This window comes from Plantactinospora sp. WMMB782, assembly GCF_049179135.1.
In the GTDB taxonomy this organism is placed as follows: domain Bacteria; phylum Actinomycetota; class Actinomycetes; order Mycobacteriales; family Micromonosporaceae; genus Plantactinospora.
In genome coordinates this window covers 24,062-48,376 of record NZ_JBMHMC010000007.1, presented here as the reverse complement: position 1 = coordinate 48,376, position 24,315 = coordinate 24,062, and the positions used below count along the sequence as shown (strand labels likewise).

Sequence of the window (24,315 nt, the reverse complement as noted above, 5' to 3'; positions counted from 1 at the left end):
TCGGGCCGGAGGGTAGGGTCGATCACGGCGCAGTTGGAGACGGTTACAACAGCGATTGCACGGGGGCCTGCCGTCGCATAAACATCATTTCCTTCCATCGGTGTGGAGTCGTGTCGACGATTCCACAACGGCGAGTTCTCGTGCCGTCCGAACTGGCTGGTGAATTGTCGGGTCGACGATCTTCGTCGCGACCTGCTTCACGGCCGGGTTGATCGAACGGAGGAAGTGGATGGCTGTCGACGTCGCAGTTGCCGGGTTATCGTCCGCCCAGGTGAGAGGCGCCCGGGCCGTCGTCGATGATCCCCGGGGCATCCCGGTCGTCGAGGTGGCCGTGGCCGCGCTCCGAGCTGCCGACTCTCCGCGACTCGGCGGAATCGACTCCGATCACGTGCGCGCACTCGCCGAAGTGGGAGCGGGCCTTCCGGCGATCTTCGTACACCGTCAGACGATGCGTGTGATCGACGGGATGCACCGGCTGACGGCAGCTCGGCTGATGGGTCGGGACAGGATAGCCGTACAGTTCTTCGACGGTGACGAGGCCGATGCGTTCTGGCTGGCGGTGAAGGCCAACGTCACGCACGGGCTGCCATTGACCCTGGCCGAGCGCCAGGCCGCCGCGGGGCGGATCATCCAGTCCCATCCGGAACTGTCCGACCGGGCCATCGCCTCGACCGCCGGCCTCGCCGCCAGGACCGTGGCGGCCATCCGGCTCAGGTCGGCCGTACAACCGGCACCGGTCCGGATCGGCCGGGACGGCCGGGCCAGGCCGCTGAACGCCGCCGAAGGACGCCGGCTGGCCAGCCAGGTGATCGCCGCCCGGCCCGGCCTGTCGCTCCGGGAGATCGCCAGGGCCGCCGGCATCTCGGTCGGGACGGCCCGGGACGTCCGCGCACGGGTGCGTGCCGGCCAGGACCCGGTGCCGCCCCGGCAACGCAACGGATGCGACCCGGCCGGCGGGGCCGTGCGCCCGGAACCGCGTACCGCCAACGGCGTTGGGCTCGATCCGGTCGACATCCGCTCACTGCTGGAGGGGCTGCGGCGCGACCCCTCGCTCCGGTACACCGAGTCGGGCCGTCACCTGCTCCGCTGGCTGAGCACCCGCACGGTCGCGCCGGCCGAGTGGCGGCAGGCCGTGGACGACGTCTCGCCGCACTGCGCCATCCTGATCGAGCGGATCGCCCGGGAGTGCGCCCGGGTGTGGATGGAACTGGCCGACGAACTCGACCAGCGCAGCACCGGCCGCCCCTGAGCCTGGGGCCGATCGGCGCGACGCTCCGCCGCTGTCGTCCGGGCTCTTCAGCTGGCCGGGCGGGCTCGGCTGGTGCCGAGCCCGCCCTGTCGCTCCCGAACCCGTCGGTCGGATCGTGGGTCGGTTGGGTGTTGGTCGGGTGGTCAGCGTTGCAGGGTGAGGAGTCCGGGGCGGTAGGGCAGCAGGCCGTAGTCGCCGCCGGAGTTGGGGGAGCGTCCCTGGTAGAGGAGTTGGAGGTTGCAGGGGTCGACGGTCATGGTCTGGTCGGCGTTGGTGCGGATCAGTTCGCCGTGGCTGATGTCGTTGGTCCAGGTGGCGCCGCTGTTGGCTTTGCCGGCGAAGGGGTTGCTCTCGGTGGTGGCGTTCGGGGTCCAGGAGCCGCCGAGGCTGGTGGCGGTGAAGGAGCGGAAGTAGCGGCCCTGTGCGCCGATCGCTTCGACGATCATCAGGTAGCGCTGTTGGCCCTGGAGTTTGTAGACCTGGACGGCTTCGAAGAGGTTGTTGGTGGAGTCGGTCATGATCGTGGTGTAGTTCGAGCCGAAGCTGCCGGGGAAGTTCCCGATCGGCATGCTGGAGCGGTAGATCCGGCCGTTGTCACCGGCGAAGAAGAGGTACATGTTCTGGTCGTCGCCGATGAGGGCCTGGTCGATCGGCCCGGTCCCGGAGTTGGAGATGCTCGCGGTCGACAGGGTCTGGTGTGCCGACCAGCTGTTGACGTTCGTGGGGTTGGTGGAGGTCCGGTAGGAGAACGCGGGTCCACCCCACTGGTAGGCGAGCACCCAGATGTTGCGGGGGGCGAAGTAGAACAGCGACGGCGCCACGGCGGAGAACGGCATCGCGTTCTGGCTGGCCGAGCCCATCTGGTTCCAGTTGGAGAACAGGCCGAAGTTCATCGAGCCCCACGAGGTGCCGGTGTCGTGGGTGGTGGCGTAGACGAGGTGCTGGCCGTTGTAGGGGGCGTGGGTGAAGTCCTTCAGCGACACCCAGCCCGACCTCGGCTGGGCCAGGGCGCCGGTCGACGACCACCGGTACGACGACGGCAGGTTGCACGTACCACCCGGCGGCGGAGTCGTGGTCGGTGCCGTGGTGGGCGGGTTGGTCGGAGGATTGGTCGGCGGGTTGGTCGGGTTGGTGGTCGGCACGGTGCCACCGGTGCACGTCACGCCGTTCACGGCGAAGCTCGTCGGCACCGGGTTGCTGCCGGTCCACGATCCGTTGAACCCGAAGGACACCGAGGCGTTGGTGCCGACCGAACCGTTGTAGCTCACGTTCCTTGCCGTCACCGTCGAACCGCTCTGGGTCAGCGTCGTGTTCCACGCCTGCGTCACCGTCTGTCCGGCGCCGAACGACCACGTCAACGTCCAGCCGTTCAACGGGTCGCCCAGGTTCGTGATCGACACGTTGGCGCCGAATCCGCCCTGCCACTGGGACGACACGGCATAGTTCACCGAGCAGCCGGCAGCCGCGGCACCTGCCGGCAGTGCCACGACAACCGCGGACGACGCCAGTAACGCGACGGCGGCCGACGCCAGGCCGGCATTTGTCGCCCTGGACCTAGTCATAAAACATCCTCCTGACGGAGAGCGGGCCTGCGCACGCATGGAGGTCGCTCCATGTGAGCGCTAACAGTGCGCCGGTATGTTACGGCTGTGTTCCGCAACGCTCAACCTCGATGGATTGCCGGAGATTAATCCTTATTCGTCCGTTTCGCTCTGGCCGCTCGATCCGGTGGCGCGGGCCCTCGCATGCCGGGCGTTGCGGGTAGGTGATCGTGACAATCGGGCGAACCACCCGTAACACTTTTTCGGCCGGCGCTTCTTGCGGATGGGGCGAACCATCAACGGAGCCCGATGTGTCGGTTGCCCGCATAGCGGGACGATGGCCAGGAAAACACTTTCCTGGCCATGCGCCCGGCCGGGAAAACTCTTTCCTCACCCTGATCGCACGGATGGGGTTGGCGCCGCCGCGTCCGCCGGTGCCGCTGCGGCGGCTGCGCGGATGGCCCGCCCCGTCGCTACTGGCCGCCCCCGGAGCGGTCCGGGCCCGCCGGCGGCGCGCTGGAGGATCGGGCGAGTGTCGTTGTGCTGGTGCCTCTGAACAGGCGAGACACGGATGTGTGCGGTGCCCCCGGTGGGATTCGAACCCACACTGTCGATCTTTTGAGAATCGCGCCTCTGCCGTTGGGCTACAGGGGCCTGGCGTCGATAAGACTACCCACTACGCTGAGGGCGGCGACACCCGGCTGGGCAGGTGTCGGAAACGTAGTTGGGGGTAGGGGCTCGTGGCCGACATTCAGGCTGGTGCCGAGCGTAGGCGGGTGTTGATCGCCGAGGACGAGGCGCTCATCCGGCTGGACCTGGCCGAGATGCTGGTCGAGGAGGGTTACGACGTCGTGGGGGAGGCGGGCGACGGCGAGACCGCGGTACGGCTCGCCGAGGAGCTGAAGCCCGACCTCGTCATCCTCGACATCAAGATGCCCATCATGGACGGGCTGGCCGCGGCGGAGCGGATCGCCGGTGGCCGGATCGCCCCGGTGGTCATCCTCACCGCGTTCAGCCAGCGGGACCTGGTGGAGCGGGCCCGCGCGGCCGGTGCGATGGCGTACCTGGTGAAGCCGTTCCAGAAGAGCGACCTGGTGCCGGCGATCGAGATCGCGCTGTCGCGCTACTCGGAGATCGCCGCCCTGGAGGCCGAGGTGGCCGGCCTGACCGACCGCCTGGAGATCCGCAAGACGGTCGAGCGGGCCAAGGGTGCCCTGATGACGACGTACGGGATGACCGAGCCGCAGGCGTTCAAGTGGATCCAGCGCACCGCGATGGACCACCGGATGACGATGCGCGAGGTGGCCGAGCGGATCCTGGCCGAGGGGACCGGCGCGGAGCCGGCCGAGGCGGGCTGACCCGGACGACGGCGTGGACGTCAGTCAGGTGTGCGGCAGAGTGGATCTCGGGCGTCGGCTCCGTACCATCGCCCCATGTTCCCCGGGCTGAGGATGGCGGCGCTGTCCGGCGGGCTGGTCGCCCTGCTGCTGGCCGACGGCTGCCGTGAGCCGGCCCCGGCCGACCTGCCCGGGGTCGCCCCGGTCGGCCTCACCTGGCAGCCGGTGGCCCTGCCCGGCGGAGATGATCGGCTGATGCTGCGGGACGTGGCTACCTGCGCCGGCCGGTGGTACCTGGTCGGGGGAGCGGCGGCGACCGACGGTACGGAGCGCCCCCTCGCCTGGCGCAGCGTCGACGGCCGGCACTGGGAGCCGCTGGTCGTACGCGCCGCCAGCTTCTACGGTCGGCAGAGCGTGCTGTACGCGGCGGCCTGCCGGGACGGGCGGCTGGCCGGGCTCGGCTCCCGGGTCGGCGGTGTGCACGGCAATCCCCGGGTGGCCGGCTGGCGGCAGGCCGCTGACGGTTCGCTGGTCGAGGTGCCCGCAGGTGCCGAGCTGTACGGCGGGCCCAACGCGGCCGGCGTCACCCGGATGACCGCCGGCCCGGCAGGTTGGCTGACCGTGGGCAACCGGATCAGTGGTGCTGCCGTCTGGGTGGCGACGGACCCGGCCCGCTTCGAGATCGTCGAGTCGGCTCGCGAACTGGCCAGCGACGCCGCCGGCCGTACCTGGGTGTTCGACGCGACCGCCAGCCCCGGCGGCTGGCTGGCCGTCGGAGGCGTGGGCCGGTCCGGACGGGTCGAGAGGGATTCGGTGGCCTGGGCCTCGCCCGACGGCCGGACCTGGCGACGGCAGGAGGTGCCGGCCGCCGCCGGTTACGACGAGCTCCAGCGGGTGACGACAGTGGCCGACCGTCCGGTAGCGGTCGGCCCGCGTGGCCCGGCGTTCGGGGCCTGGCGGGACGACGGCGCCGGGTGGAGCGCGGCGGGTGAGTTCGACAGTACACAAGGCGGTGGCGTCGCTACCGTGAGTGATCTGGTCGCTCTGGACGGCCGCCTCTATGTGGCGGTCTCCGACGGCACGGCGCACCGCCTGTGGGCTTCCGACGACCGGGGTGACTCGTGGCGCCCGGTCCTTGCCCCGACGCCGGTGCTGCCGGCCGGAGCCGGTCGGATGGTGACTCTGGGTGCCCAGGATCACCGCCTGTTGGTGGTTGTCGACGACGGGGCAGGCGTCGCGATCTGGTCGGCGGTGTCGCCGGCCTAACGCCCCGGGCTGCGGTCCGGCCGGTCTGCGCCACCCGGCGCGGGACGGGATGATCGTGCCGAAAGGGCCCGGTTGGTCTTACAGCCACGCAGTCGATTGGCCACGCCTTGTAACGTTTAGGTCAACGCCCTCCTGCGGGTCTATCGTCGCTGCGATCGGTGGGATAACGTCCCGCCCCAGACCGCGACAACGGTCTGGTTCACCCATCTGCGCGTTTGCCGGCAAGAGCCAATTCGCGGCGGGTGGTTTGGACCCCTGGACGGAGGAGGGTTCGGGCCTTGAGGCAGAGAATCGCACGCACACTCGGTGGCGTTGCCCTGGTGGCGCTCGTCGCTAGCGGAGCGGCGTGCTCCGGCGGCGGCGAGGAGAATGCCGCCGAGGGCGACGCTTGTGGCAGCAAGATCGCCTTTTTTGGGGCGCTGACCGGAAGTTCGGCGGCGCTGGGCATCAATGAGAACAATGGCGTCAAGCTCGCGGTTGACCAGTACAACAAGGCCAACCCCGACTGCAAGGTCGAGCAGGTGGAACTCGACTCGCAGGGCAGCCCGGACCAGGCACCGCAGCTCGCGCAGCGGGCCATCGACGACGAGAAGCTCCTGGGAATTGTCGGGCCGGCCTACTCGGGTGAGTCCGAGGCCGCCAACCCGCTCTTCTCCGAGGCGGGCCTGGTGCACATCACGCCCTCCGCGACCCGGCCGAGCCTGGCCGAACAGAACTGGAAGACCTTCTTCCGGGCGGTCGGCAACGACCTGAGCCAGGGTCCGGCGGCCGGTGCGTACATCAAGAACGTCCTCAAGGCCGAGAAGGTCTACGTGATCGACGACCAGTCGGCGTACGGCGCCGGCCTGTCGGACGAGGTCAAGAAGATCCTGGGCAGCGCGGTCGTCGGTAGCGACAAGGTGCAGGGCGAGGGTAAGCAAACGGACTTCTCGGGTACGGCCACCAAGGTCAAGTCGTCTGGCGCGACGGCCGTCTTCTACGGCGGCTACTACCAGGAGGCCGGTCTGATCCGCAAGCAGCTGACCAGTGCCGGTGTGAACGCGACGATGGTCGCCGGGGACGGCGTCAACGACCCGGCCTTCATCTCGAGCGCCGGCCAGTCCGCTGCCGAGGGCACCATCCTGACCTGCCCCTGCCAGCCGGCGAACAAGGCCCGAGGCAGCTTCGCGACGGACTACCAGACGCTGCACGGCGTGGCGCCGGGCACCTACAGCGACACGGCGTTCGACGCGGCGAACATCCTGCTCGCCGGCATCAAGGCGGGCAAGACCAGCCGCGCCGACATGCTGGAGTTCGTCCGGTCGTACAGCGGCGAGGGTGTGGCAGCGACCTACAAGTTCACCGAGAAGGGTGAGCTCGACCCGGCCCAGGTGAAGGTCTGGGCGTACAAGGTCCAGGGTGGGCAGGTTGTGCCGGACCAGGAAATCCCCAAGGTCTGACCGTTCTTCGCCCAATTGATCGATCTCGGGTGCGGCCGGGAGCAGTAGAGCCCCGGTCGCACCCGATGTTCGTCGCCGAGCACCTCACCAGGAGCACCCTTCCTTGGACTTCAACGGACTGTTCTCCAACTTCGGGGAACTCACCACGACGGGCCTGACCCAGGGCGCCATCTATGCCCTGGTCGCGCTCGGCTACACGCTGGTTTACGGCGTGCTCAAGCTGATCAATTTCGCCCATTCCGAGGTCTTCATCGCCGGCGCCTTCGCCGCGATCTGGACGTGGGGCGCTCTCGGCCTCAACCAGGACTCGACCGTCTCCGGGATCGGCACGATCATCCTGTACCTGGGCATCGCGATGATCGTCGCGGCCCTCGCCTCGGCGGTGACCGCGAGCGTGATCGAGCGGGTGGCCTATCGCCCCCTGCGCCGACGCAACGCGCCGCCGCTCGCCTTCCTGATCACGGCCATCGGCGCCTCGATCGCCATCTCCGAGGCGTTCGGCATCTACACCCGGCGGCTGCCGCAGGGCGTGCCGAACCTGGTCAGCGGCGAGCCGCTGTTCACCATCGCCGGTACGCCGATCCGCCCCATCGAGCTGCTGATCGTCGGCGCGGCGCTGACCATGATGGTGGTGCTCGACGTCTTCATCAACCGCACCCGGTTCGGTCGCGGCATCCGCGCCGTGGCACAGGATGCGAACACCGCGGCGCTGATGGGGGTCAACAAGGACCGGATCATCCTGCTGGTCTTCGTCGCCGGTGGCGTCATGGCCGGCGTCGCCGGGCTGCTGTACGACATCAGGATCGGCGCGCTGAGCTACAGCGTCGGCTTCCTCCTGGGCCTGAAGGCGTTCACCGCCGCGGTCCTCGGCGGCATCGGCAACCTTCGCGGCGCGTTGCTGGGCGGATTGCTGCTAGGCCTGGTGGAGAACTACACGGTCGGTTTGGGGCTCTCGCAGTGGAAGGACTTTGCCGCGTTCGTGGTTCTGGTCGTCCTGCTGATGTTCCGGCCGACCGGACTGCTGGGCGAGTCGTTGGGAAGGGCGCGGGCATGAGTGACTTCGCGGGGCGGATTCGTAACGATCTGCACGGCATCGGCGAGCGCTGGCACAGGGCTCCGAAGTGGATGCGCTGGGTCGTCCTGGCTGCAGTGATCATCTTCTTCTACGCCCTGCCGAACAAAGAGTTCTACCAGTACCTGGGACCGATCCCGACCACCGAGTCCAACTTCGGCCAGGTGCTGTTCACGGTCTCCATCTACGTACTGCTGGCGGTCGGGCTGAACATCGTGGTCGGCTTCGCCGGCCTGCTGGACCTCGGCTACTTCGGCTTCTTCGCGGTCGGCGCGTACACGGTGGCGGTGCTCACCTCGCCGAGCAGCGACCTGAAGACGCTCTGGCCGTGGTTGGCGGTGGTGCCGATCGCGATCGCGCTCACCATGCTCTCCGGAGTCACCCTCGGCACGCCGACCCTGCGGTTGCGTGGTGACTACCTGGCGATCGTCACGCTCGGCTTCGCCGAGATGATCCGGATCGCGGCCACCAGCTCGACGTTCCTCAAGGGACAGCGGGGCTTCAACCAGATCCCGCACCCGCCCGGCGAGTACGCCGACGGCCGCCCGGTCTTCGGCGTACTCGACGCCCGTCCGTACTACTGGCTGGTGCTGACGCTGATCATCCTGGTCGTGATCGGGGTGCGGAACCTCAGCCGCAGCCGGGTCGGCCGGGCCTGGGTGTCGATCCGCGAGGACGAGGACGCGGCCCAGCTGATGGGCGTGCCGACCTTCAAGTTCAAGCTCTGGGCGTTTGCCGCCGGGGCCGCGATCGGCGGTCTGGCGGGCGCGCTGTACGCCGGCAAGCAGAACTTCGTCAACTCGCAGAACTTCGAACTGCTGAACTCGATCATCATCCTGGCTGCGGTGATCCTCGGCGGGTCGGGCAACATCGTCGGCGCGATCGTCGGCGGCGGCCTTGTGGCGTACCTGATCGAGCGGTTCCGGGGCATCGAGATGTTCGGCGTGGAGCTGTACGAGTACCGCTTCCTCTTCTTCGGCGTCATCCTGGTGGTCATGATGATCTTCCGGCCGCAGGGTCTGATCCCGAACCAACGACGAGCGGCCGAGTTCAAGGACCGCCGCAAGGAGGTGACGGTCGGTGGCTGACACCGGACGGAAACCGGCGGTACCGGCACAGCCGACTCCGGCGGAGACGGGACCGGCGAGCACCGCCCCGGAGCCGACCGCGTCCGAGCCGACCCCGGACCCGGCGGCGAGGGCCGGCAGTCGCGAGCCGCTGCTGGAGGTCGACAACGTCACGCTGCGTTTCGGCGGCGTGGTCGCGCTCGACCAGGTGGACTTCACGCTCTACAAGGGCGAGATCCTCGGTCTGATCGGCCCCAACGGCGCCGGCAAGACCACCTGCTTCAACGCGATGACCGGCATCTACCAGCCGACCGAGGGCGAGATCAGGTTCCGGGGATCGCGGATCACCGGCAAGAAGCGGCACCAGATCACCAAACTGGGCATGGCACGTACGTTCCAGAACATCCGGCTCTTCCCCGAGATGACCGCTCTGGAGAACGTCCAGGTCGGTGCGGACGCACACCACCGGACCAGCGTCGTCTCGGCGCTCTTCCGGCTGCCCAGGCACTGGAAGGAGGAGCGGGACGGCCGGGAGAAGGCCGAGCAGCTGCTGGAGTTCGTCGGCATCCGGCACCGGATGCACGAGGTGGCCCGCAACCTGTCCTACGGTGAGCAGCGCCGGCTGGAGATCGCCCGGGCGCTCGCCACCGACCCGGTCCTGCTCTGCCTGGACGAGCCGGCGGCGGGCTTCAATCCGGCGGAGAAGGAGGAGCTGCTCCAGCTCATCCGGCAGATCCGCGACCGGGGCGTGACCGTGCTGTTGATCGAGCACGACATGCGCCTCGTGATGGGGGTCACCGACCGGATCGTCGTGCTGGAGTTCGGTAAGAAGATCGCCGAGGGCCTGCCCGCCGAGGTGCGCGAGGACCACCGGGTGATCGCCGCATACCTGGGGGTGCCGGAAGATGCTGCTTGAGATCGAGGACGTGAGCCTGCTCTACGGGCGCATCCAGGCGCTGCACGGCATCAGCCTGACCGTCGACGAGGGTGAGATCGTCGCGCTGATCGGCGCGAACGGCGCCGGCAAGTCGACGACGATGCGGGCCATCTCCGGAATCCGGCCGGTCGCCTCCGGGCGGATCAGCTTCGCCGGGGAGGACATCACCAAGCTCCGGGCGGACCTGCGGGTCCGGCGCGGGCTGTGCCAGGCGCCGGAGGGCCGGGGCATCTTCCCGGGCATGACGGTGCTGGAGAACCTGGACATGGGCGCCTACACCCGGCGGGACCGGGGCGAGGTGGCCAAGGACCTGGCCCGGGTGCTGCAACTCTTCCCCCGGCTCGCCGAACGACGCAAGCAGCTCGGCGGCACCCTCTCCGGTGGCGAGCAGCAGATGCTCGCGGTGGGTCGGGCCATGATGAGCCGGCCAAAGCTGCTGCTGCTCGACGAGCCGTCGATGGGGTTGGCGCCGATGCTGATCCAACAGATCTTTTCGATCATCACGGAAATCAACCAACAGGGCACCACGATCCTGCTGGTGGAGCAGAACGCTCAGCAGGCGCTGGCCCGGGCACACCGGGCGTACGTGCTGGAAACCGGTCGGATCGTCAAACACGGTACCGGCGCTGAACTGCTGCACGACCCTGCGGTGAAAGACGCGTACCTGGGTGTGGCCTAACCTGTCGGCTGGCTCAGTTATCAGGAGGAGTGCATGTTCAACATCTACAGCGGCCGGCGGCGGGCCGTGTTCGGCATCGCCGGCGCGGCGCTGCTGAGCCTGACGCTCGCCGCCTGCGGCGAACAGGAGGATGGTGGCGGCGACGCCCCGGGAGCCGGCCCCACGGTCAGCGCGGGTGCTGACTCGGCACTCGCGGCCAAGGTGCCGGACGCGATCAAGGCGGACGGCAAGATCGTCGTTGGCACCGACTCGTCGTACGCCCCGGCGGAGTTCCTCGACCCGGACGGCAAGACCGTGATCGGGTTCGACGTCGAGCTCTTCACCGCCGTGGCGGCAAAGCTCGGCCTGCGGGCGGAGTTCGTGTCGGCGAACTTCGGCGAGATCATCGAGGGTGTCAACTCGGGCAAGTACGAGGTCGGCGTCTCGTCGTTCACCATCAACGACGAACGCAAGGCGCAGACCAACATGGTCAGCTACTACCAGGTCGGCACCCAGTGGGTGACCAAGAAGGGCAACCCGGCCGGGGTGGCGATCGACAACGCCTGCGGCAAGAAGATCGCCGTACAGCGGGACACCGTCCAGGTCGAGGACATCACCGCCCGCTCGAAGGCGTGCACCGACGCCGGCAAGCCGGCGATCGTCATCGAGCAGTTCCCCGGCCAGGACGCGGCCACCGCCGCGGTGGTCTCCGGCAAGGACGACGCGATGCTCGCCGACTACCCGGTCGGGGCGTACGCGGTGACCCAGGCGGGCGGGCAGCTCGAACTGCTGGACAAGATGTACGACGCGGCCCCGTACGGCTACGTGATCGCCAAGGACCAGACCGCGTTCGCCGAGGCGGTGCGGGATGCCACCAAGGCACTGATCGCCGATGGGGCCTACCGGACGGTGCTGGACAAGTGGCAGGTGGGCGACGGCGCGATCACCGATCCGGCGATCAACCCGTGAGATGAGATGACCATCGAGGAAGAATCGACCGTACGGGCACGGCCAGAACCGATCAAGGCCGTGCCCGTACGGCATCCCGGCCGCTGGATGACCGTCGCGGTGCTCGCCGTGCTGACGGCGATGTTCCTGCACGTCCTGCTGACGAACGACGCGTTCCAGTGGTCGTTCATCGTCGACAACATGTTCCGGCCGCCGGTAATCGACGGGCTGGTCCAGGGCACCGTGCTGATGACGGTGAGCGCCATGCTGATCGGCGTCGCGCTCGGCGTGGTGGTCGCGGTGATGCGGCTCTCCCCGAACCCGGTCCTCCGGGCGGTCGCCTGGCTCTACACCTGGTTCTTCCGGGCGGTGCCCCGACTGGTCCTGCTGGCGGTCTTCGGCAACGTCGGGATCCTGTGGAGCCGGCTCGAGTTCGGGGTGCCGTTCGACACCCAGCTCGGGCAGCTCTTCGGCATCGACGGGCTGGAGCTGCGGCTCTTCGGCTTCGACTCGCGGGACGTGCTGACCGGGTTCGTGGCCGGGCTGCTCGGGCTCGCGCTCTCCGAGGCCGCGTACATGGCGGAGATCGTCCGGGCCGGGATCCAGTCGGTGGACCCGGGACAGACCGAGGCGGCGGGTGCGTTGGGCATGTCCCGGGGGCAGACGCTGCGCCGGGTGGTGCTGCCACAGGCCATGCGTGTGATCATCCCGCCGACCGGCAACGAGACGATCGCGATGCTCAAGGACACCTCGCTGCTGATGTACGTACCGGTCAGCATGGAGCTCTTCTTCCAGCTCGACGCGGTCGGCAAGCGAACCTTCCAGATCTTTCCGATGTACGTCGCCGCCTGCCTGTGGTATTTGCTCCTCTCCAGCATCCTGCTGATCGGGCAGTACTTCCTCGAGCGGCACTTCGGCAAGGGCTACGGCGGGGCCGAGCGGGCTCGGTTCCGGCTGCGGAACATAGCGGCGGAGGCCGGGGGTGGCGCCATCGGCGCCGGCGGCACCGGACCGGGAACGGGATCGAGATGACCATTCCGGAGCAGGCTGGTCCGGTCGACCTCCGGCCCGGGGCCGTGCCCGCCGTGATGGTGCGGGCGGAGAACGTGCACAAGTCCTTCGGACACCTGGAGGTGCTGCGCGGCGTCGATCTCGAGGTGCGGACCGGCGAGGTGTGTTGCGTGCTCGGCCCGTCCGGCTCGGGCAAGTCGACCCTGCTGCGCTGTGTGAACCACCTGGAGAAGATCAACGCCGGCCGGATCTGGGTGGACGGCGAGCTCGTCGGCTACCGGGAGCGCGGCGGCAAGCTGCACGAGCTGCGCGAGAAGGAGGTTGCCGCACAGCGCCGGTCGATCGGCATGGTGTTCCAGCGGTTCAACCTGTTTCCGCACATGACCGTGTTGGAGAACGTGATGGAGGCGCCGCTGCGGGTCCGCCGGGAGCAGCGGGACGAGGTTCGGCGGCGCGCCGGCGAGCTGCTCGACCGGGTCGGCCTGGCGGACAAGCTGAACACCCATCCGGGACAGCTCTCCGGTGGCCAGCAGCAGCGGGTGGCGATCGCCCGGGCGCTGGCCATGCGGCCCAAGGTGATGCTCTTCGACGAGCCGACCAGCGCGCTGGACCCGGAGCTGGTGGGCGAGGTGCTGGACGTCATGCAGGACCTGGCCCGGGACGGCATGACGATGGTGGTGGTCACCCACGAGATCGGGTTCGCCCGCGAGGTGGGGGACTCGCTCGTCTTCATGGACGGTGGTGTGGTCGTCGAGTCCGGCGTGCCGCGAGAGGTGATCGCCAACCCGAAGCACGAGCGGACCCGGGCTTTCCTGGCCAAGGTTCTGTAGCGCGCGGGGGGCGCAGCCTCCGGGCCTGACCGCCCCGAGCTGCGCCTCTCGGCGGCGATCGGTGTTCCGCCGGGCTGGGCGGCAATCTGTCGGGGACCCGGGCTAGAGTCGCCTATCGTGACAGCCTCCACGCCGCGCCTGCTGCTGCTCGACGGTCATTCGCTCGCATACCGGGCGTTTTTCGCCCTGCCGGTGGAGAACTTCTCCACCACGACCGGGCAGCCGACGAACGCGGTCTACGGCTTCACCTCGATGTTGATCAACGTGCTCCGCGACGAGCGCCCCACGCACATCGTGGTGGCCTTCGACGTCTCCCGACGCTCCTTCCGCACCGAGCGCTACGCGGACTACAAGGCCGGCCGCTCCGAGACGCCGGGCGAGTTCGCCGGACAGGTCAGCCTGGTCAAGGAAGTGCTGGCCGCGCTCCGGGTGCCGACGGTGGAGAAGCCGGGTTACGAGGCCGACGACGTGCTCGCCACCCTCGCCACCCAGGGTCGGGAGGCCGGCATGGAGGTGCTGATCTGCACCGGTGACCGGGACGCGTTCCAACTCGTCGACGACCGGGTGACAGTGCTCTATCCGCGCAAGGGCGTTTCCGACCTGGCCCGGATGGACCGGGCGGCGGTCACCGAGCGCTACGGCGTCGGCCCCGAGCAGTACCGCGACCTGGCCGCGCTTGTCGGCGAGACCAGCGACAACCTTCCGGGCGTGCCGGGGGTGGGCCCGAAGACGGCGGCGAAGTGGATCGTCCAGTACGGCGGCGTCGAGGGCGTCATCGCCCGGGCCGACGAGATCAAGGGCAAGGCCGGCGACAACCTGCGCGAGCGGCTCGCCGACGTGATCCGGAACTACGAGATCAACTGTCTGGTCTCCGACCTGGAGCTGTCGCTGCGGGCCGAGGACACCCGCTGGGCCGGTTGGGACCGGGAGGCGGTGCACCAGGTCTTCGACACCCTGGAGTTCCGCATCCTGCGGGACCGCCTCTACCAGTACCTCGACGCGGTGGAGCCGGAGGCCGAGGCCGGGTTCGACCTGGCCGGCCGGGTGCTGCCGACCGACGAGGTGGCCGGCTGGCTGGCCGAGCACGTCCGGCCCGGCATTCCGGTCGGGATCGCGGTCTCCGGCTCGTTCGGCCGGGGGACCGGCGCGCTGACCGGGGTCGCCCTGGCCACCGCGGCGGGCACGGCGGGCTGGTTCGACCCGGCCGGGCTGACCCCGGAGGACGAGACGGCGGTGGCCGACTGGCTGGCCGACCCGGAACGGCCCAAGGTGCTGCACGACAGCAAGCCGGCGTTGCTGGCCTTCGCCGCGCACGGCTGGACGCTGCGCGGGGTGCACCGGGACACCGCGCTCGCCGCCTACCTGGCCCGCCCCGACCAGCGCTCCTACGACCTGACCGACCTGGCCCTGCGCTACCTGCACCGGGAGTTGAAGGTCGACGCGCCGGAGACCGGCCAGCTCACCCTCGACGGCCTCGGCGACGACGGCGAGGTCGAGCAGAACCTGATGCTCCGGGCCCGGGCCACCCTGGACCTGGCCGACGCCCTCGCCGCCGAGCTGTCCCGGGACGGCGAGCAGTCCACCCGGCTGCTGGCCGAGGTGGAGCAACCGCTGGTCGAGGTGCTCGCCGCGATGGAGCGGACCGGCATCGCCGCCGACACCGACTACCTCTCCGAGCTGGAGGCACACTTCGCCGGTGAGGTGAAGGCGGTGGCCCAGGCGGCGTACGGGGTGATCGGCCGGGAGTTCAACCTCGGCTCGCCCAAGCAGTTGCAGGAGATCCTCTTCACCGAGCTGGGCCTGCCCAAGACCAAGAAGATCAAGACCGGCTACACCACCGACGCCGACGCCCTGCAGTGGCTCTACGCGCAGCAGCCGCACCCGCTGCTGGAGCACCTGCTGCGGCACCGCGACGTGGCCCGACTCAAGTCGACGGTCGACGGCCTGCTCAAGTCGGTCTCCGACGACGGCCGGATCCACACCACCTTCCACCAGACGGTGGCCGCCACCGGCCGGCTCTCCTCCACCGACCCGAACCTGCAGAACATCCCGATCCGCACGGAGGAGGGCCGGCGGATCCGCCGCGCCTTCGTGGTCGGGCCGGGCTACGACTGCCTGCTCACCGCCGACTACAGCCAGATCGAGATGCGGATCATGGCCCATCTGTCGGCCGACACCGCCCTGATCGAGGCGTTCAACTCCGGTGCCGACTTCCACGCCGCGACCGCGTCCTCGGTCTTCGGGGTGTCGGTGGGCGAGGTCACCGCGGATCAACGGCGCAAGATCAAGGCAATGAACTACGGCCTGGCGTACGGGCTGAGCGCGTTCGGCCTCGGTCAGCAGCTCGGGATCGCCGCCGACGAGGCGCGTGCCCTGATGGAGGAATACTTCAGCCGCTTCGGCGGCGTCCGGGACTACCTCCAGTCGGTGGTGCGCAAGGCGGTCAAGGACGGTTACACCGAGACCATCCTCGGCCGTCGGCGCTACCTGCCCGACCTGGTCAGCGACAACCGGCAGCGCCGGGAGATGGCCGAGCGGATGGCGCTCAACGCCCCGATCCAGGGCTCGGCGGCCGACATCATCAAGGTGGCGATGCTGCACGTCGACAGCGCGCTGCGGGCCGCCGGCCTACGTTCCCGGATGCTGCTCCAGGTGCACGACGAACTCGTCTTCGAGGTGGCGCCGGGCGAGCGGGCCGACTTGGAAACGCTGGTCCGACGCGAGATGGGCGACGCCTACCCGCTGGCCGTTCCGCTCGAGGTCTCCGTCGGCGTCGGGTCGGACTGGAACAGCGCCGACCACTGAGCGCCGACCACTGAGCGCCGACCACTGAGCGCCGACCACTGAGCGCCCACCACTGAGCGCCGGCTCCGAAGCCGGAAGGCGGAGCCGAACCCGACCCCGACCCCGAGCCCGGACCCGAGCCCGACCCCGAGCCCGGAGCCGAGCCCGGAGCCGAGGCCGAGAGCCGAAGCCCGGTGCCGAGCGCCTGGGCCCGGCGTCGAAAGCCGGGTCGAGGTCAGCGGCGACGGTTCCGGCCGGAGGAGCGCTCGGCCTCGCGGTGCCGTTGCTGTGCCTTCCGGGACGGTCCGCCGACCTGCGGCAGCGGCTCCTTGAGCGGGTCGTGACCCCAGTTCATCAGCGAGTACCGCCACCTGGTGTTGCGTACGTCGCCGGCCGGTCGTTGCGCCATGTGCCGCCGGACGTACCCGACCACCTTGCGCATGTGCGCGAAATCCCGGTCGGTGAACTGGTTCGCCCGCTTGCGCAGCAGGTCGATGATCCGCCGGCCGGACTCGTGCCCGACGGACTCGCCGCCGCCCTTGCCGCCCCTGCGCCAGCCCGCCGCCTTCGAGTCGTCGGTGTCCAGCCACTTGCCCAACTCGCCCGGGTTCATGTTGACGGCGTCCCGGAACTCCCGGACGGTGTCCCGGCCGTCGTCGGCGCGACTACTCATCGAACAACGCCTCCGATCTGTGCACCGCGTCCCGCCCCTCGTCGGTACGGACCCGGTACTGCGGATCCTGCTGCGACGCGGCGACCGTCCGCTGCGCGGCGTACGTCCGTTCGGTGATCTCCTCCTGCACCGTGCCGTACGCCCTGGAGCCGTGGCTCCGCCAGCTCACCCGGTCGCCCCTGCGCAGCTTCCTCCGCTCTGGCATACGGCGGACTACCCGGCTGCCCCGGGCGGTAACGCGGGACGGCGGGGCGGGAAGGGGAGTTACGGGGTGATCTCGCTGATCGGCAGTTCGACCGGGAACGGCTGGGTCAGCTCCAGCGACTCGTCGGCCTCGGCGAGCAGTTCGTACTCCCGGTTGCCGCTGCGTCCGGGCCGGTCCGCCAGCCGGTACGCGTACACCCGGACCGGGTTCTGCTCGACCCGCCAGTAGCACGCGATGCCGGCCGCCGCGTACTCCGCCGGCTTGCTGAACCGGTCGGTGCGCCGGGTGCCCGGCGAGACGACCTCGACCGCGAGCACCACCTCGTGCGGCAGCAGGAAGTGCCGGTCACCCGGAACCTCCGCCCGGTAGACCAGGACGTCCGGTTCCCGGGTGAAGTCCGGACCCAGCGCGACGCCGACCGCCTGGGCCACCCGCAGGTGCTCCGGTGCATGACGGTGCAACCAGCGCCAGAGCAGGCTGGCGATGTGCTGATGGCCCAGGGTGGGGGAGGGGACCACGTGGATGACTCCGTCGACGAGTTCGACCCGGGGGGCGTCCGGCGGCAGGTGCAGCAGGTCTTCCAGCCGGTAGCCGGCCTGGCGCTGCCGGACCGGGTCCGGCTGCCACGGCCCGGGCGTCTCGGCCACCGGCTCGGCGCTCATCCGCTCAGCTTACTGAGCCGGACCGGTGCTGACCGGACCCGTTGTCCGGTTTGTCGCAGACGAAGATGGCGGTGCCGGGAAAGAGCCGGCCGCGCAGCGGGCTCCACTGCCCCCAGACCTGTTCGTGTCCGGCCGGCCACTCCGGCTCGAGCACGTCGTGGAGCACGAAGCCGGCACCGACGATCTCGCGTACCCGGTCGCCGAGGGTGCGGTGCTGCTCGACGTAGCTGGGTGTGCCGTCGGCGTCCTGCTCGACGTAGGGGCGGCGGTCGAAGTACGAGTGCGTGGCGACCAGCCCACGCTCGCCCGGGTCGTCGAGGAAGATCCACCGCATCGGGTGGGTGACCGAGAACACCCACCGGCCGCCGGGGCGGAGCACCCGGTGCACCTCGCGCAGTGCCGCCGCCGAGTCGGCGACGAACGGGATGGCGCCGAACGCCGTACAGACGATGTCGAAGCTGGCCGCCCGGAACGGCAGGGCGAGGGCGTCGGCCTGGACCAGCGGGACGCGTACCCCGGAGGTGCTGGCGCCGAGCGCGGCGTGCCGCAGCATGCCGGCGGAGAGGTCGAGTCCGACCGGCCGGGCGCCCTCGGCGGCCAGCCAGCGGGCGGCCGAGGCGGCGCCGCAGCCGAGTTCGAGCACCCGCCGGCCGGGCAGCTCGCCGAGCAGCCGGGCGTCGGCCTCGCGCAGCCGCTCCGGACACCACACGAAGTCCGCGTCGCCCAGGAAGGCCCCGTGTTCGGCCTGGTAGGCGTCGGCGTCCGCGTCCCACCAGCGACGGTTGGCCCACCGGCTCTCCCGGTCGCTGACCGGGCGCCGGAGCACCCCGGGCGGGTCGTCCTCGGCCACGCCGGCCAGGCTGTTCTCGGACATCCCGTCACGGTAGTGCCCGGGCTGGGCCCGGACACCGCTCGGGTACGGCGCGCCCGGCCAGCTCTTCCCGAGCAGTGGACAGCGGATCTCATCACGTGCGGGGAGGGCTTGCATGCTGTGGTAATGCGCACGGTAAGCTGTTCGATGCGCTCGCGGATCGTGTGCCTCGGCAGGGAGAAGGTCCGCGGTCGTCGGATACATCCCAGCGGTCGCCAGCAGTGGCCGCCCGGAGACCTGACGACGGATCCGCAGGCGTAAACGGGTCACCGCGACACAAACCTGCTGTGACATCCATCCGACCGGAGCAACCGCCCACATGACGAGCAGCATCGAGGCCCCCTCGAGCGCCACCAAGGTCACCGTCGACGACCTCGGTTCCGAGGAAGCTTTCCTCGCCGCCATCGACGAGACCATCAAGTACTTCAACGACGGCGACATTGTCGAAGGCACCGTCGTCAAGGTCGATCGGGACGAGGTCCTGCTCGACATCGGCTACAAGACCGAGGGTGTCATCCCCTCGCGCGAGTTGTCGATCAAGCACGACGTCGACCCCGCCGAGGTGGTGTCGGTCGGTGACCACATCGAGGCCCTCGTCCTCCAGAAGGAGGACAAGGAGGGGCGGCTGATCCTCTCGAAGAAGCGGGCCCAGTACGAGCGCGCCTGGGGCACGATCGAGAAGATCAAGGACGAGGACGGCGTCGTCCGCGGCTCCGTCATCGAGGTGGTCAAGGGCGGCCTCATCCTCGACATCGGGCTGCGTGGCTTCCTGCCCGCCTCCCTGGTCGAGATGCGTCGGGTGCGGGACCTCCAGCCGTACGTCGGCCGGGAGCTCGAAGCCAAGATCATCGAGCTGGACAAGAACCGCAACAACGTGGTGCTGTCCCGCCGTGCCTGGCTGGAGCAGACCCAGTCCGAGGTGCGCACCGAGTTCCTCAACAAGCTGCAGAAGGGCCAGGTCCGCAAGGGCCTCGTCTCCTCGATCGTCAACTTCGGCGCCTTCGTCGACCTTGGCGGCGTGGACGGCCTGGTGCACGTCTCCGAGCTCTCCTGGAAGCACATCGACCACCCGTCCGAGGTCGTCGAGGTCGGCCAGGAGGTCGAGGTCGAGGTGCTGGACGTCGACCTCGACCGCGAGCGGGTCTCGCTCTCGCTCAAGGCGACCCAGGAGGACCCGTGGCGGCAGTTCGCCCGCACCCACGCGATCCAGCAGATCGTGCCGGGTAAGGTCACCAAGCTGGTGCCGTTCGGCGCGTTCGTCCGGGTCGACGACGGCATCGAGGGTCTGGTGCACATCTCCGAGCTGGCCGAGCGCCACGTGGAGATCCCGGAGCAGGTCGTCCAGGTCGGCTCGGACGTCATGGTCAAGGTCATCGACATCGACCTCGAGCGTCGGCGGATCTCGCTCTCGCTCAAGCAGGCCAACGAGGGCTTCGTCGAGGGCGAGGAGCACTTCGACCCGACCCTCTACGGCATGACCGCGACCTACGACAACGAGGGCAACTACATCTACCCGGAGGGCTTCGACCCGGAGACCGGGGAGTGGCTCGAGGGCTTCGACAAGCAGCGCGAGGCCTGGGAGACGCAGTACGCCGAGGCCCGGAACCGCTGGGAGGCGCACACCAAGCAGGTGCAGAACTCCCGGGCGGCCGACGCCGAGGCGGCGGCCAACCCGACTCCTGCGACCGGTGGCGGCGGTGGCGGCGGTGGCGGAACCTCGTCCAGCAGCCCCGCTCCCGCCCGCCAGGCGGAGGAGCCGGCCGGCACGCTGGCCACCGACGAGGCGCTCGCCGCCCTGCGGGAGAAGCTCGCCGGCGGCAAGTAGCCGACGGGTACAGCGCGCACGCGGCGGAGGCCCGCTTCCACCGACCGGCTCGTCCGGTCCGGGGGAGGCGGGCCTTCCCCGCGTTCTCCGGCACCGCCAACGGCTCGGCGGCTCGGCCGACCAGCGGCTCGGCGGACCGGCGGACCGGCGGACCGGGGGACCGGCCGACCAGCCGACCAGGTTTGGTGGCGGGCGGCCGATCCGGTTGACTGGACCGGTGCTGAAGGTCGGACTGACCGGTGGGATCGGATCGGGAAAGAGCGTCGTCGCAGCCCGGCTCGCCGACCTCGGGGCGTTGGTGGTCGACTCCGACCGGATCGCCCGGGAGGTGGTCGAGCCCGGCACCGACGGGCTGCGCGAGGTGGTGGCCGAGTTCGGCACCCGGGTGTGTGCGGAGGACGGCAGCCTGGACCGGGCGGCGCTCGGGGAGCTCGTCTTCGCCGACCAGTCGGCGCGGGCCAGGCTGGAGGGGATCATCCATCCCCGGGTACGCCGGCGCACCGCCGAGCTGGTCGACGGGGCGGCTCCGGACGCGGTCGTGGTGAACGACGTACCGCTGCTGGTGGAGGTCGGGCTCGCCCCGACGTACCACCTGGTGCTGGTGGTACGGGCCGCCGAGGCGACCCGGATCGGGCGGCTGGTCCGGGACCGGGGCATGACCGTCGAGCAGGCGGCCCAGCGGATCCGGGCACAGGCCGGGGACGAGCGGCGGGCGGCCGCTGCCGACGTACTGCTGGACAACGACGGTGGGCTGGCCGAACTGCACGCCGCGGTGGACGCGCTCTGGCGGCACCGGCTGACGCCGTACGAGCGGAACGTCCGGCAGCACCGGCCGGTACGAGCCGCCCGGGTGCGACCGGTCGAGCCCGATCCGAGCTGGCCGGCCCAGTACCGTCGACTGGCCGCCCGGCTCCGGCACGTCCTGGCCCCCACCGGGGTACGCGTCGACCACGTCGGCCCGACCTCGGTGCCCGGCCTGGCGGCAGAGGACGTCCTCGACCTCCAGCTGGGCGTCGCCAGCCTGGCCGAGGCCGACGCACTGGCCGACCGGCTCGCCGACGCCGGCTTCCCGCGTTGTCCGGGCGACTGGTGGGACAGTGCCCGCTCGTCCGGCGGCGCCTTCCGGTGGCCGAAGCGGCTGCACGGCAGCGCGGACCCTGGCCGGCCGGTCAACCTGCACGTCAGGGAGCTCAACTCGCCGGGCTGGCGGTTCGCCCTGCTGATGCGCGACCACCTGCGGGCCGACCCGGAGCGCCGGGCGGAGTACCTGGCGGTCAGGCGGCGGCTGGCGGCGGCCGGCCCGGACCTGGACGCCTACGCCGAGGCGAAGGAGCCGTGGTTCGACCTGGAACACCAGTATGCCGAGGAGTGGGCGGCGACCGCCGGCTGGCAGCCGGAGCCGCTCGACGAGCAGAGCTGACCGGGCCACCGGACGGTGCTGCCGGCTGGACGGGGCCTGCCGAAGGTGCTGCCGGCTGGACGGGCCTGCCGGACGGTGCTGCCGGTTGCCGAGGTGAGCTGACTGGTCGGAAGGCGACGAAAGGGCGCTCGCGGCGGCCGGTCTGCGCTCTCGCGCGACCACAGCGGTGCGCTCGCCGGCCTGAGCCGGGGCTGCAACCCCTGCGCCGGATGCGACACAGCCGGTGTGGCGGCTGGCGTCGCAGACCCGGTCGGCCGCCGCGAGCGGCCTACCCTAGAACGGTAGCGCGGTGATCTTTGCCACACAATGACCATATTGAAGCCGGTCGTGTACCCACCGTGGCCCGGCGGCCTGTCACACCGTCGGCGTACGGTTGAGGTCATGGCGCTCGACATTCCGCGGCTCGACGGCCGCTTCCAGGTGGTCTCCGAGTTCCAGCCGTCGGGCGACCAGCCGGCCGCCATCGACGACCTGGAGCGCCGGGTGCGGCGGGGCGAACGGCACACCGTGCTGCTCGGCGCCACCGGCACCGGCAAGAGCGCGACCGCCGCCTGGTTGATCGAGCGGTTGCAGCGCCCCACCCTGGTGCTGGCACCCAACAAGACGCTCTGCGCCCAGCTCGCCAAGGAGTTCAGCGAGCTGCTGCCGCACAACGCGGTCGAATACTTCGTCTCGTACTACGACTACTACCAGCCCGAGGCGTACATCCCGCAGACCGACACCTACATCGAGAAGGACTCCTCGATCAACGAGGAGGTCGAGCGGCTGCGGCACGCCACCACGATGTCCCTGCTGACCCGGCGGGACGTGGTGGTGGTGGCCACCGTGTCGGCGATCTACGGCCTGGGCACGCCGCAGGAATACCTGGACCGGTCGGTGCGGATCCAGGTCGGCCAGGAGGTCGAGCGGGACAAGCTGCTCCGCCGGCTGGTCGACGTGCAGTACACCCGCAACGACATGGCCTTCAACCGGGGCACCTTCCGGGTCCGGGGCGACACCCTGGAGATCATCCCGGCGTACGAGGAGCTGGCGCTCCGGATCGAGTTCTTCGGCGACGAGGTGGAGAAGCTCTACTACCTGCACCCGCTGACCGGTGAGGTGGTCCGGGAGGTCGACCACCTGCTGATCTTCCCGGCCACCCACTACACCGCCGGCCCGGAGCGGATGGAGCGGGCGCTCGCCGACATCGAGGTCGAGCTGGCCGAGCGGCTGGCGGAGCTGGAGCGGCAGGGCAAGCTGCTGGAGGCGCAGCGGCTGCGGATGCGCACCAGCTACGACGTGGAGATGATGCGCCAGGTCGGCTTCTGCTCCGGCATCGAGAACTACTCGATGCACATCGACGGCCGGTCGCCGGGCAGCGCCCCGCACTGTCTGCTCGACTACTTCCCGGACGACTACCTGACCGTGATCGACGAGTCGCACGTCACCATCCCGCAGATCGGCGGCATGTACGAGGGCGACGCCTCCCGCAAGCGGATGCTCATCGACCACGGTTTCCGGCTGCCCAGCGCGGCCGACAACCGACCGCTGCGCTTCGACGAGTTCCTGGAGCGGGTGGGCCAGATGGTCTTCCTCTCCGCCACCCCCGGCCCGTGGGAGCTGGAGCAGGCCCAGGGTGAGGTGGTCGAGCAGGTGATCCGGCCGACCGGCCTGGTCGACCCCGAGGTGGTGGTCAAGCCCACCAAGGGGCAGATCGACGACCTGATGCACGAGATCAAGCTGCGCACCGAGCGGGACGAGCGGGTGCTGGTCACCACGCTGACCAAGAAGATGGCCGAGGATCTCTCCGACTATCTGCTGGAGCACGGCATCCGGGTCCGCTACCTGCACTCCGAGGTCGACACGCTGCGCCGGGTGGAGCTGCTGCGCGAGCTGCGCAAGGGCGACTACGACGTGCTGGTCGGGATCAACCTGCTCCGGGAGGGGCTGGACCTGCCCGAGGTGTCGCTGGTGGCGATCCTCGACGCCGACAAGGAGGGCTTCCTACGCAGCGGCCGGTCGCTGATCCAGACCATCGGCCGGGCCGCCCGGAACGTCTCCGGCCAGGTCCACATGTACGCGGACAAGATGACCCCGTCGATGGCCGAGGCGATCGAGGAGACCAACCGGCGCCGGGCCAAGCAGGTGGCGCACAACGAGGCGAACGGGATCAGCCCGGAGCCGCTGCGCAAGAAGATCCACGACATCCTGGACGACATCTACCGGGAGGCCGAGGACACCGAGGGGGCCACCACCAGGGTCGGCGGCGCGGTCCGGCAGATGTCCCGGGGCAAGGCGCCGGTGAAGGAGACCCGCAGCCGGGGCCGGGTCGGTGCGGCGCCGGCCCGGGAGGGGATGGCCCGTGCCGAGCTGGCACAGCTCATCCAGGAGCTCAACGACCAGATGCTGGCCGCCGCCCGCGAGTTGCAGTTCGAGCTCGCCGCCCGGATCCGTGACGAGGTCTCCGAGCTGAAGAAGGAACTGCGCGGCATGGACGCCGCCGGGGTGAGCTGACTCCGGCTGCCCTCCGCTCCGGCCGAT

Annotated in this window: 20 protein-coding genes and 1 tRNA gene; 15 read left to right on the top strand and 6 right to left on the bottom strand. The window is 69.9% G+C overall.

Annotated features, from left to right (window positions below; translation table 11 throughout):
• Positions 1-448: 448 nt before the first annotated feature.
• Positions 449-1,249: a transcriptional regulator gene (locus ACN28A_RS02105; RefSeq protein ID WP_421391713.1), complete on the top strand. Its 801-nt coding sequence runs from the start codon at positions 449-451 to the stop codon at positions 1,247-1,249.
• Positions 1,250-1,392: 143 nt separating this feature from the next.
• Here the strand turns inward: ACN28A_RS02105 and ACN28A_RS02100 are convergent, their stop codons facing one another.
• Positions 1,393-2,811, bottom strand: a complete 1,419-nt coding sequence (locus tag ACN28A_RS02100; protein ID WP_421391710.1) for a non-reducing end alpha-L-arabinofuranosidase family hydrolase — start codon at positions 2,809-2,811, stop codon at positions 1,393-1,395.
• Between the two features lie 560 nt (positions 2,812-3,371).
• Positions 3,372-3,444: transfer RNA gene (locus ACN28A_RS02095), tRNA-Leu, on the bottom strand.
• Positions 3,445-3,530: 86 nt separating this feature from the next.
• On the opposite strand from ACN28A_RS02095, the gene ACN28A_RS02090 reads away from it, so the two are divergent.
• From ACN28A_RS02090 to polA, 11 genes are all read left to right on the top strand, one after another.
• Entirely contained in the window at positions 3,531-4,148 is a 618-nt protein-coding gene (locus ACN28A_RS02090; RefSeq protein WP_377427159.1) for an ANTAR domain-containing response regulator, read from the top strand.
• Between the two features lie 75 nt (positions 4,149-4,223).
• Positions 4,224-5,393, top strand: a complete 1,170-nt coding sequence (locus tag ACN28A_RS02085) for a hypothetical protein (protein WP_421391708.1) — start codon at positions 4,224-4,226, stop codon at positions 5,391-5,393.
• 278 nt (positions 5,394-5,671) lie between these two features.
• Positions 5,672-6,832 carry a branched-chain amino acid ABC transporter substrate-binding protein gene (locus tag ACN28A_RS02080; protein ID WP_421391706.1) on the top strand — a complete coding sequence of 387 codons (1,161 nt, stop codon included), beginning with the start codon at positions 5,672-5,674 and terminating at the stop codon, positions 6,830-6,832.
• A gap of 103 nt (positions 6,833-6,935) precedes the next feature.
• Positions 6,936-7,886 (top strand): branched-chain amino acid ABC transporter permease, encoded by a 951-nt coding sequence (locus ACN28A_RS02075; protein WP_421391705.1) that lies wholly within the window; start codon positions 6,936-6,938, stop codon positions 7,884-7,886.
• A complete protein-coding gene (locus tag ACN28A_RS02070) occupies positions 7,883-8,992 on the top strand; it encodes a branched-chain amino acid ABC transporter permease (protein WP_421391703.1) in 1,110 nt (369 codons plus the stop codon). The genes ACN28A_RS02075 and ACN28A_RS02070 overlap by 4 nt, the downstream gene beginning before the upstream one ends.
• A gap of 130 nt (positions 8,993-9,122) precedes the next feature.
• The gene (locus ACN28A_RS02065; RefSeq protein WP_421404077.1) at positions 9,123-9,887 is read left to right on the top strand and encodes an ABC transporter ATP-binding protein; all 765 of its coding nucleotides are present in this window, start codon (positions 9,123-9,125) and stop codon (positions 9,885-9,887) included.
• A complete protein-coding gene (locus ACN28A_RS02060) occupies positions 9,877-10,587 on the top strand; it encodes an ABC transporter ATP-binding protein (protein WP_421391701.1) in 711 nt (236 codons plus the stop codon). Before ACN28A_RS02065 ends, ACN28A_RS02060 begins: the two co-directional genes overlap by 11 nt.
• Before the next feature lie 33 nt (positions 10,588-10,620).
• A complete protein-coding gene (locus ACN28A_RS02055; protein ID WP_421391699.1) occupies positions 10,621-11,535 on the top strand; it encodes an ABC transporter substrate-binding protein in 915 nt (304 codons plus the stop codon).
• 6 nt (positions 11,536-11,541) lie between these two features.
• Complete coding sequence (locus tag ACN28A_RS02050; RefSeq protein WP_421391696.1) at positions 11,542-12,546, top strand: amino acid ABC transporter permease; 1,005 nt, start codon at positions 11,542-11,544, stop codon at positions 12,544-12,546.
• Positions 12,547-12,602: 56 nt separating this feature from the next.
• Positions 12,603-13,355, top strand: coding sequence for an amino acid ABC transporter ATP-binding protein (locus tag ACN28A_RS02045; protein WP_421404075.1), 753 nt, complete (start codon positions 12,603-12,605; stop codon positions 13,353-13,355).
• 117 nt (positions 13,356-13,472) lie between these two features.
• A complete protein-coding gene (polA, locus tag ACN28A_RS02040; RefSeq protein ID WP_421391693.1) occupies positions 13,473-16,160 on the top strand; it encodes a DNA polymerase I in 2,688 nt (895 codons plus the stop codon).
• A 214-nt stretch (positions 16,161-16,374) separates the two neighbouring features.
• Here the strand turns inward: polA and ACN28A_RS02035 are convergent, their stop codons facing one another.
• Genes ACN28A_RS02035 through ACN28A_RS02020 form a run of 4 tightly spaced genes read right to left on the bottom strand, consistent with a single transcriptional unit; the run spans position 16,375 to position 18,553 of the window.
• Positions 16,375-16,812 carry a DUF3140 domain-containing protein gene (locus ACN28A_RS02035; RefSeq protein WP_421391691.1) on the bottom strand — a complete coding sequence of 146 codons (438 nt, stop codon included), beginning with the start codon at positions 16,810-16,812 and terminating at the stop codon, positions 16,375-16,377.
• A complete protein-coding gene (locus tag ACN28A_RS02030; RefSeq protein ID WP_421391688.1) occupies positions 16,805-17,017 on the bottom strand; it encodes a DUF2945 domain-containing protein in 213 nt (70 codons plus the stop codon). The genes ACN28A_RS02035 and ACN28A_RS02030 overlap by 8 nt, the downstream gene beginning before the upstream one ends.
• 59 nt (positions 17,018-17,076) lie before the next feature.
• Entirely contained in the window at positions 17,077-17,679 is a 603-nt protein-coding gene (locus ACN28A_RS02025; protein ID WP_421391685.1) for a Uma2 family endonuclease, read from the bottom strand.
• A gap of 4 nt (positions 17,680-17,683) precedes the next feature.
• Entirely contained in the window at positions 17,684-18,553 is an 870-nt protein-coding gene (locus ACN28A_RS02020) for a class I SAM-dependent methyltransferase (protein ID WP_421391683.1), read from the bottom strand.
• Positions 18,554-18,869: 316 nt separating this feature from the next.
• Here ACN28A_RS02020 and rpsA point away from each other — a divergent pair, with 316 nt between their 5' ends.
• The 3 genes from rpsA to uvrB all read left to right on the top strand — a co-directional run bounded on the left by rpsA (position 18,870) and on the right by uvrB (position 24,288).
• Positions 18,870-20,375 carry a 30S ribosomal protein S1 gene (rpsA, locus tag ACN28A_RS02015; RefSeq protein WP_421391681.1) on the top strand — a complete coding sequence of 502 codons (1,506 nt, stop codon included), beginning with the start codon at positions 18,870-18,872 and terminating at the stop codon, positions 20,373-20,375.
• Positions 20,376-20,592: 217 nt separating this feature from the next.
• Positions 20,593-21,795, top strand: coding sequence for a dephospho-CoA kinase (coaE, locus tag ACN28A_RS02010; RefSeq protein WP_421391680.1), 1,203 nt, complete (start codon positions 20,593-20,595; stop codon positions 21,793-21,795).
• 381 nt (positions 21,796-22,176) lie between these two features.
• Positions 22,177-24,288, top strand: coding sequence for an excinuclease ABC subunit UvrB (gene uvrB, locus ACN28A_RS02005; RefSeq protein ID WP_421391677.1), 2,112 nt, complete (start codon positions 22,177-22,179; stop codon positions 24,286-24,288).
• Positions 24,289-24,315 lie beyond the last annotated feature (27 nt).

Excerpts from the sequence above, each read along its gene's own strand:
- ACN28A_RS02020 (WP_421391683.1), bottom strand. The coding sequence starts at position 18,553 with ATGTCCGAGAACAGCCTGGCCGGCGTGGCCGAGGACGACCCGCCCGGG.
- ACN28A_RS02030 (WP_421391688.1), bottom strand. The coding sequence starts at position 17,017 with ATGCCAGAGCGGAGGAAGCTGCGCAGGGGCGACCGGGTGAGCTGGCGG.
- ACN28A_RS02025 (WP_421391685.1), bottom strand. The coding sequence starts at position 17,679 with ATGAGCGCCGAGCCGGTGGCCGAGACGCCCGGGCCGTGGCAGCCGGAC.
- ACN28A_RS02105 (WP_421391713.1), top strand. The coding sequence starts at position 449 with ATGCGTGTGATCGACGGGATGCACCGGCTGACGGCAGCTCGGCTGATG.
- ACN28A_RS02085 (WP_421391708.1), top strand. The coding sequence starts at position 4,224 with ATGTTCCCCGGGCTGAGGATGGCGGCGCTGTCCGGCGGGCTGGTCGCC.
- ACN28A_RS02100 (WP_421391710.1), bottom strand. The coding sequence starts at position 2,811 with ATGACTAGGTCCAGGGCGACAAATGCCGGCCTGGCGTCGGCCGCCGTC.
- rpsA (WP_421391681.1), top strand. The coding sequence starts at position 18,870 with ATGACGAGCAGCATCGAGGCCCCCTCGAGCGCCACCAAGGTCACCGTC.
- ACN28A_RS02045 (WP_421404075.1), top strand. The coding sequence starts at position 12,603 with ATGGTGCGGGCGGAGAACGTGCACAAGTCCTTCGGACACCTGGAGGTG.
- ACN28A_RS02070 (WP_421391703.1), top strand. The coding sequence starts at position 7,883 with ATGAGTGACTTCGCGGGGCGGATTCGTAACGATCTGCACGGCATCGGC.
- ACN28A_RS02055 (WP_421391699.1), top strand. The coding sequence starts at position 10,621 with ATGTTCAACATCTACAGCGGCCGGCGGCGGGCCGTGTTCGGCATCGCC.
- ACN28A_RS02035 (WP_421391691.1), bottom strand. The coding sequence starts at position 16,812 with ATGAGTAGTCGCGCCGACGACGGCCGGGACACCGTCCGGGAGTTCCGG.
- ACN28A_RS02060 (WP_421391701.1), top strand. The coding sequence starts at position 9,877 with ATGCTGCTTGAGATCGAGGACGTGAGCCTGCTCTACGGGCGCATCCAG.
- uvrB (WP_421391677.1), top strand. The coding sequence starts at position 22,177 with ATGGCGCTCGACATTCCGCGGCTCGACGGCCGCTTCCAGGTGGTCTCC.
- ACN28A_RS02050 (WP_421391696.1), top strand. The coding sequence starts at position 11,542 with ATGACCATCGAGGAAGAATCGACCGTACGGGCACGGCCAGAACCGATC.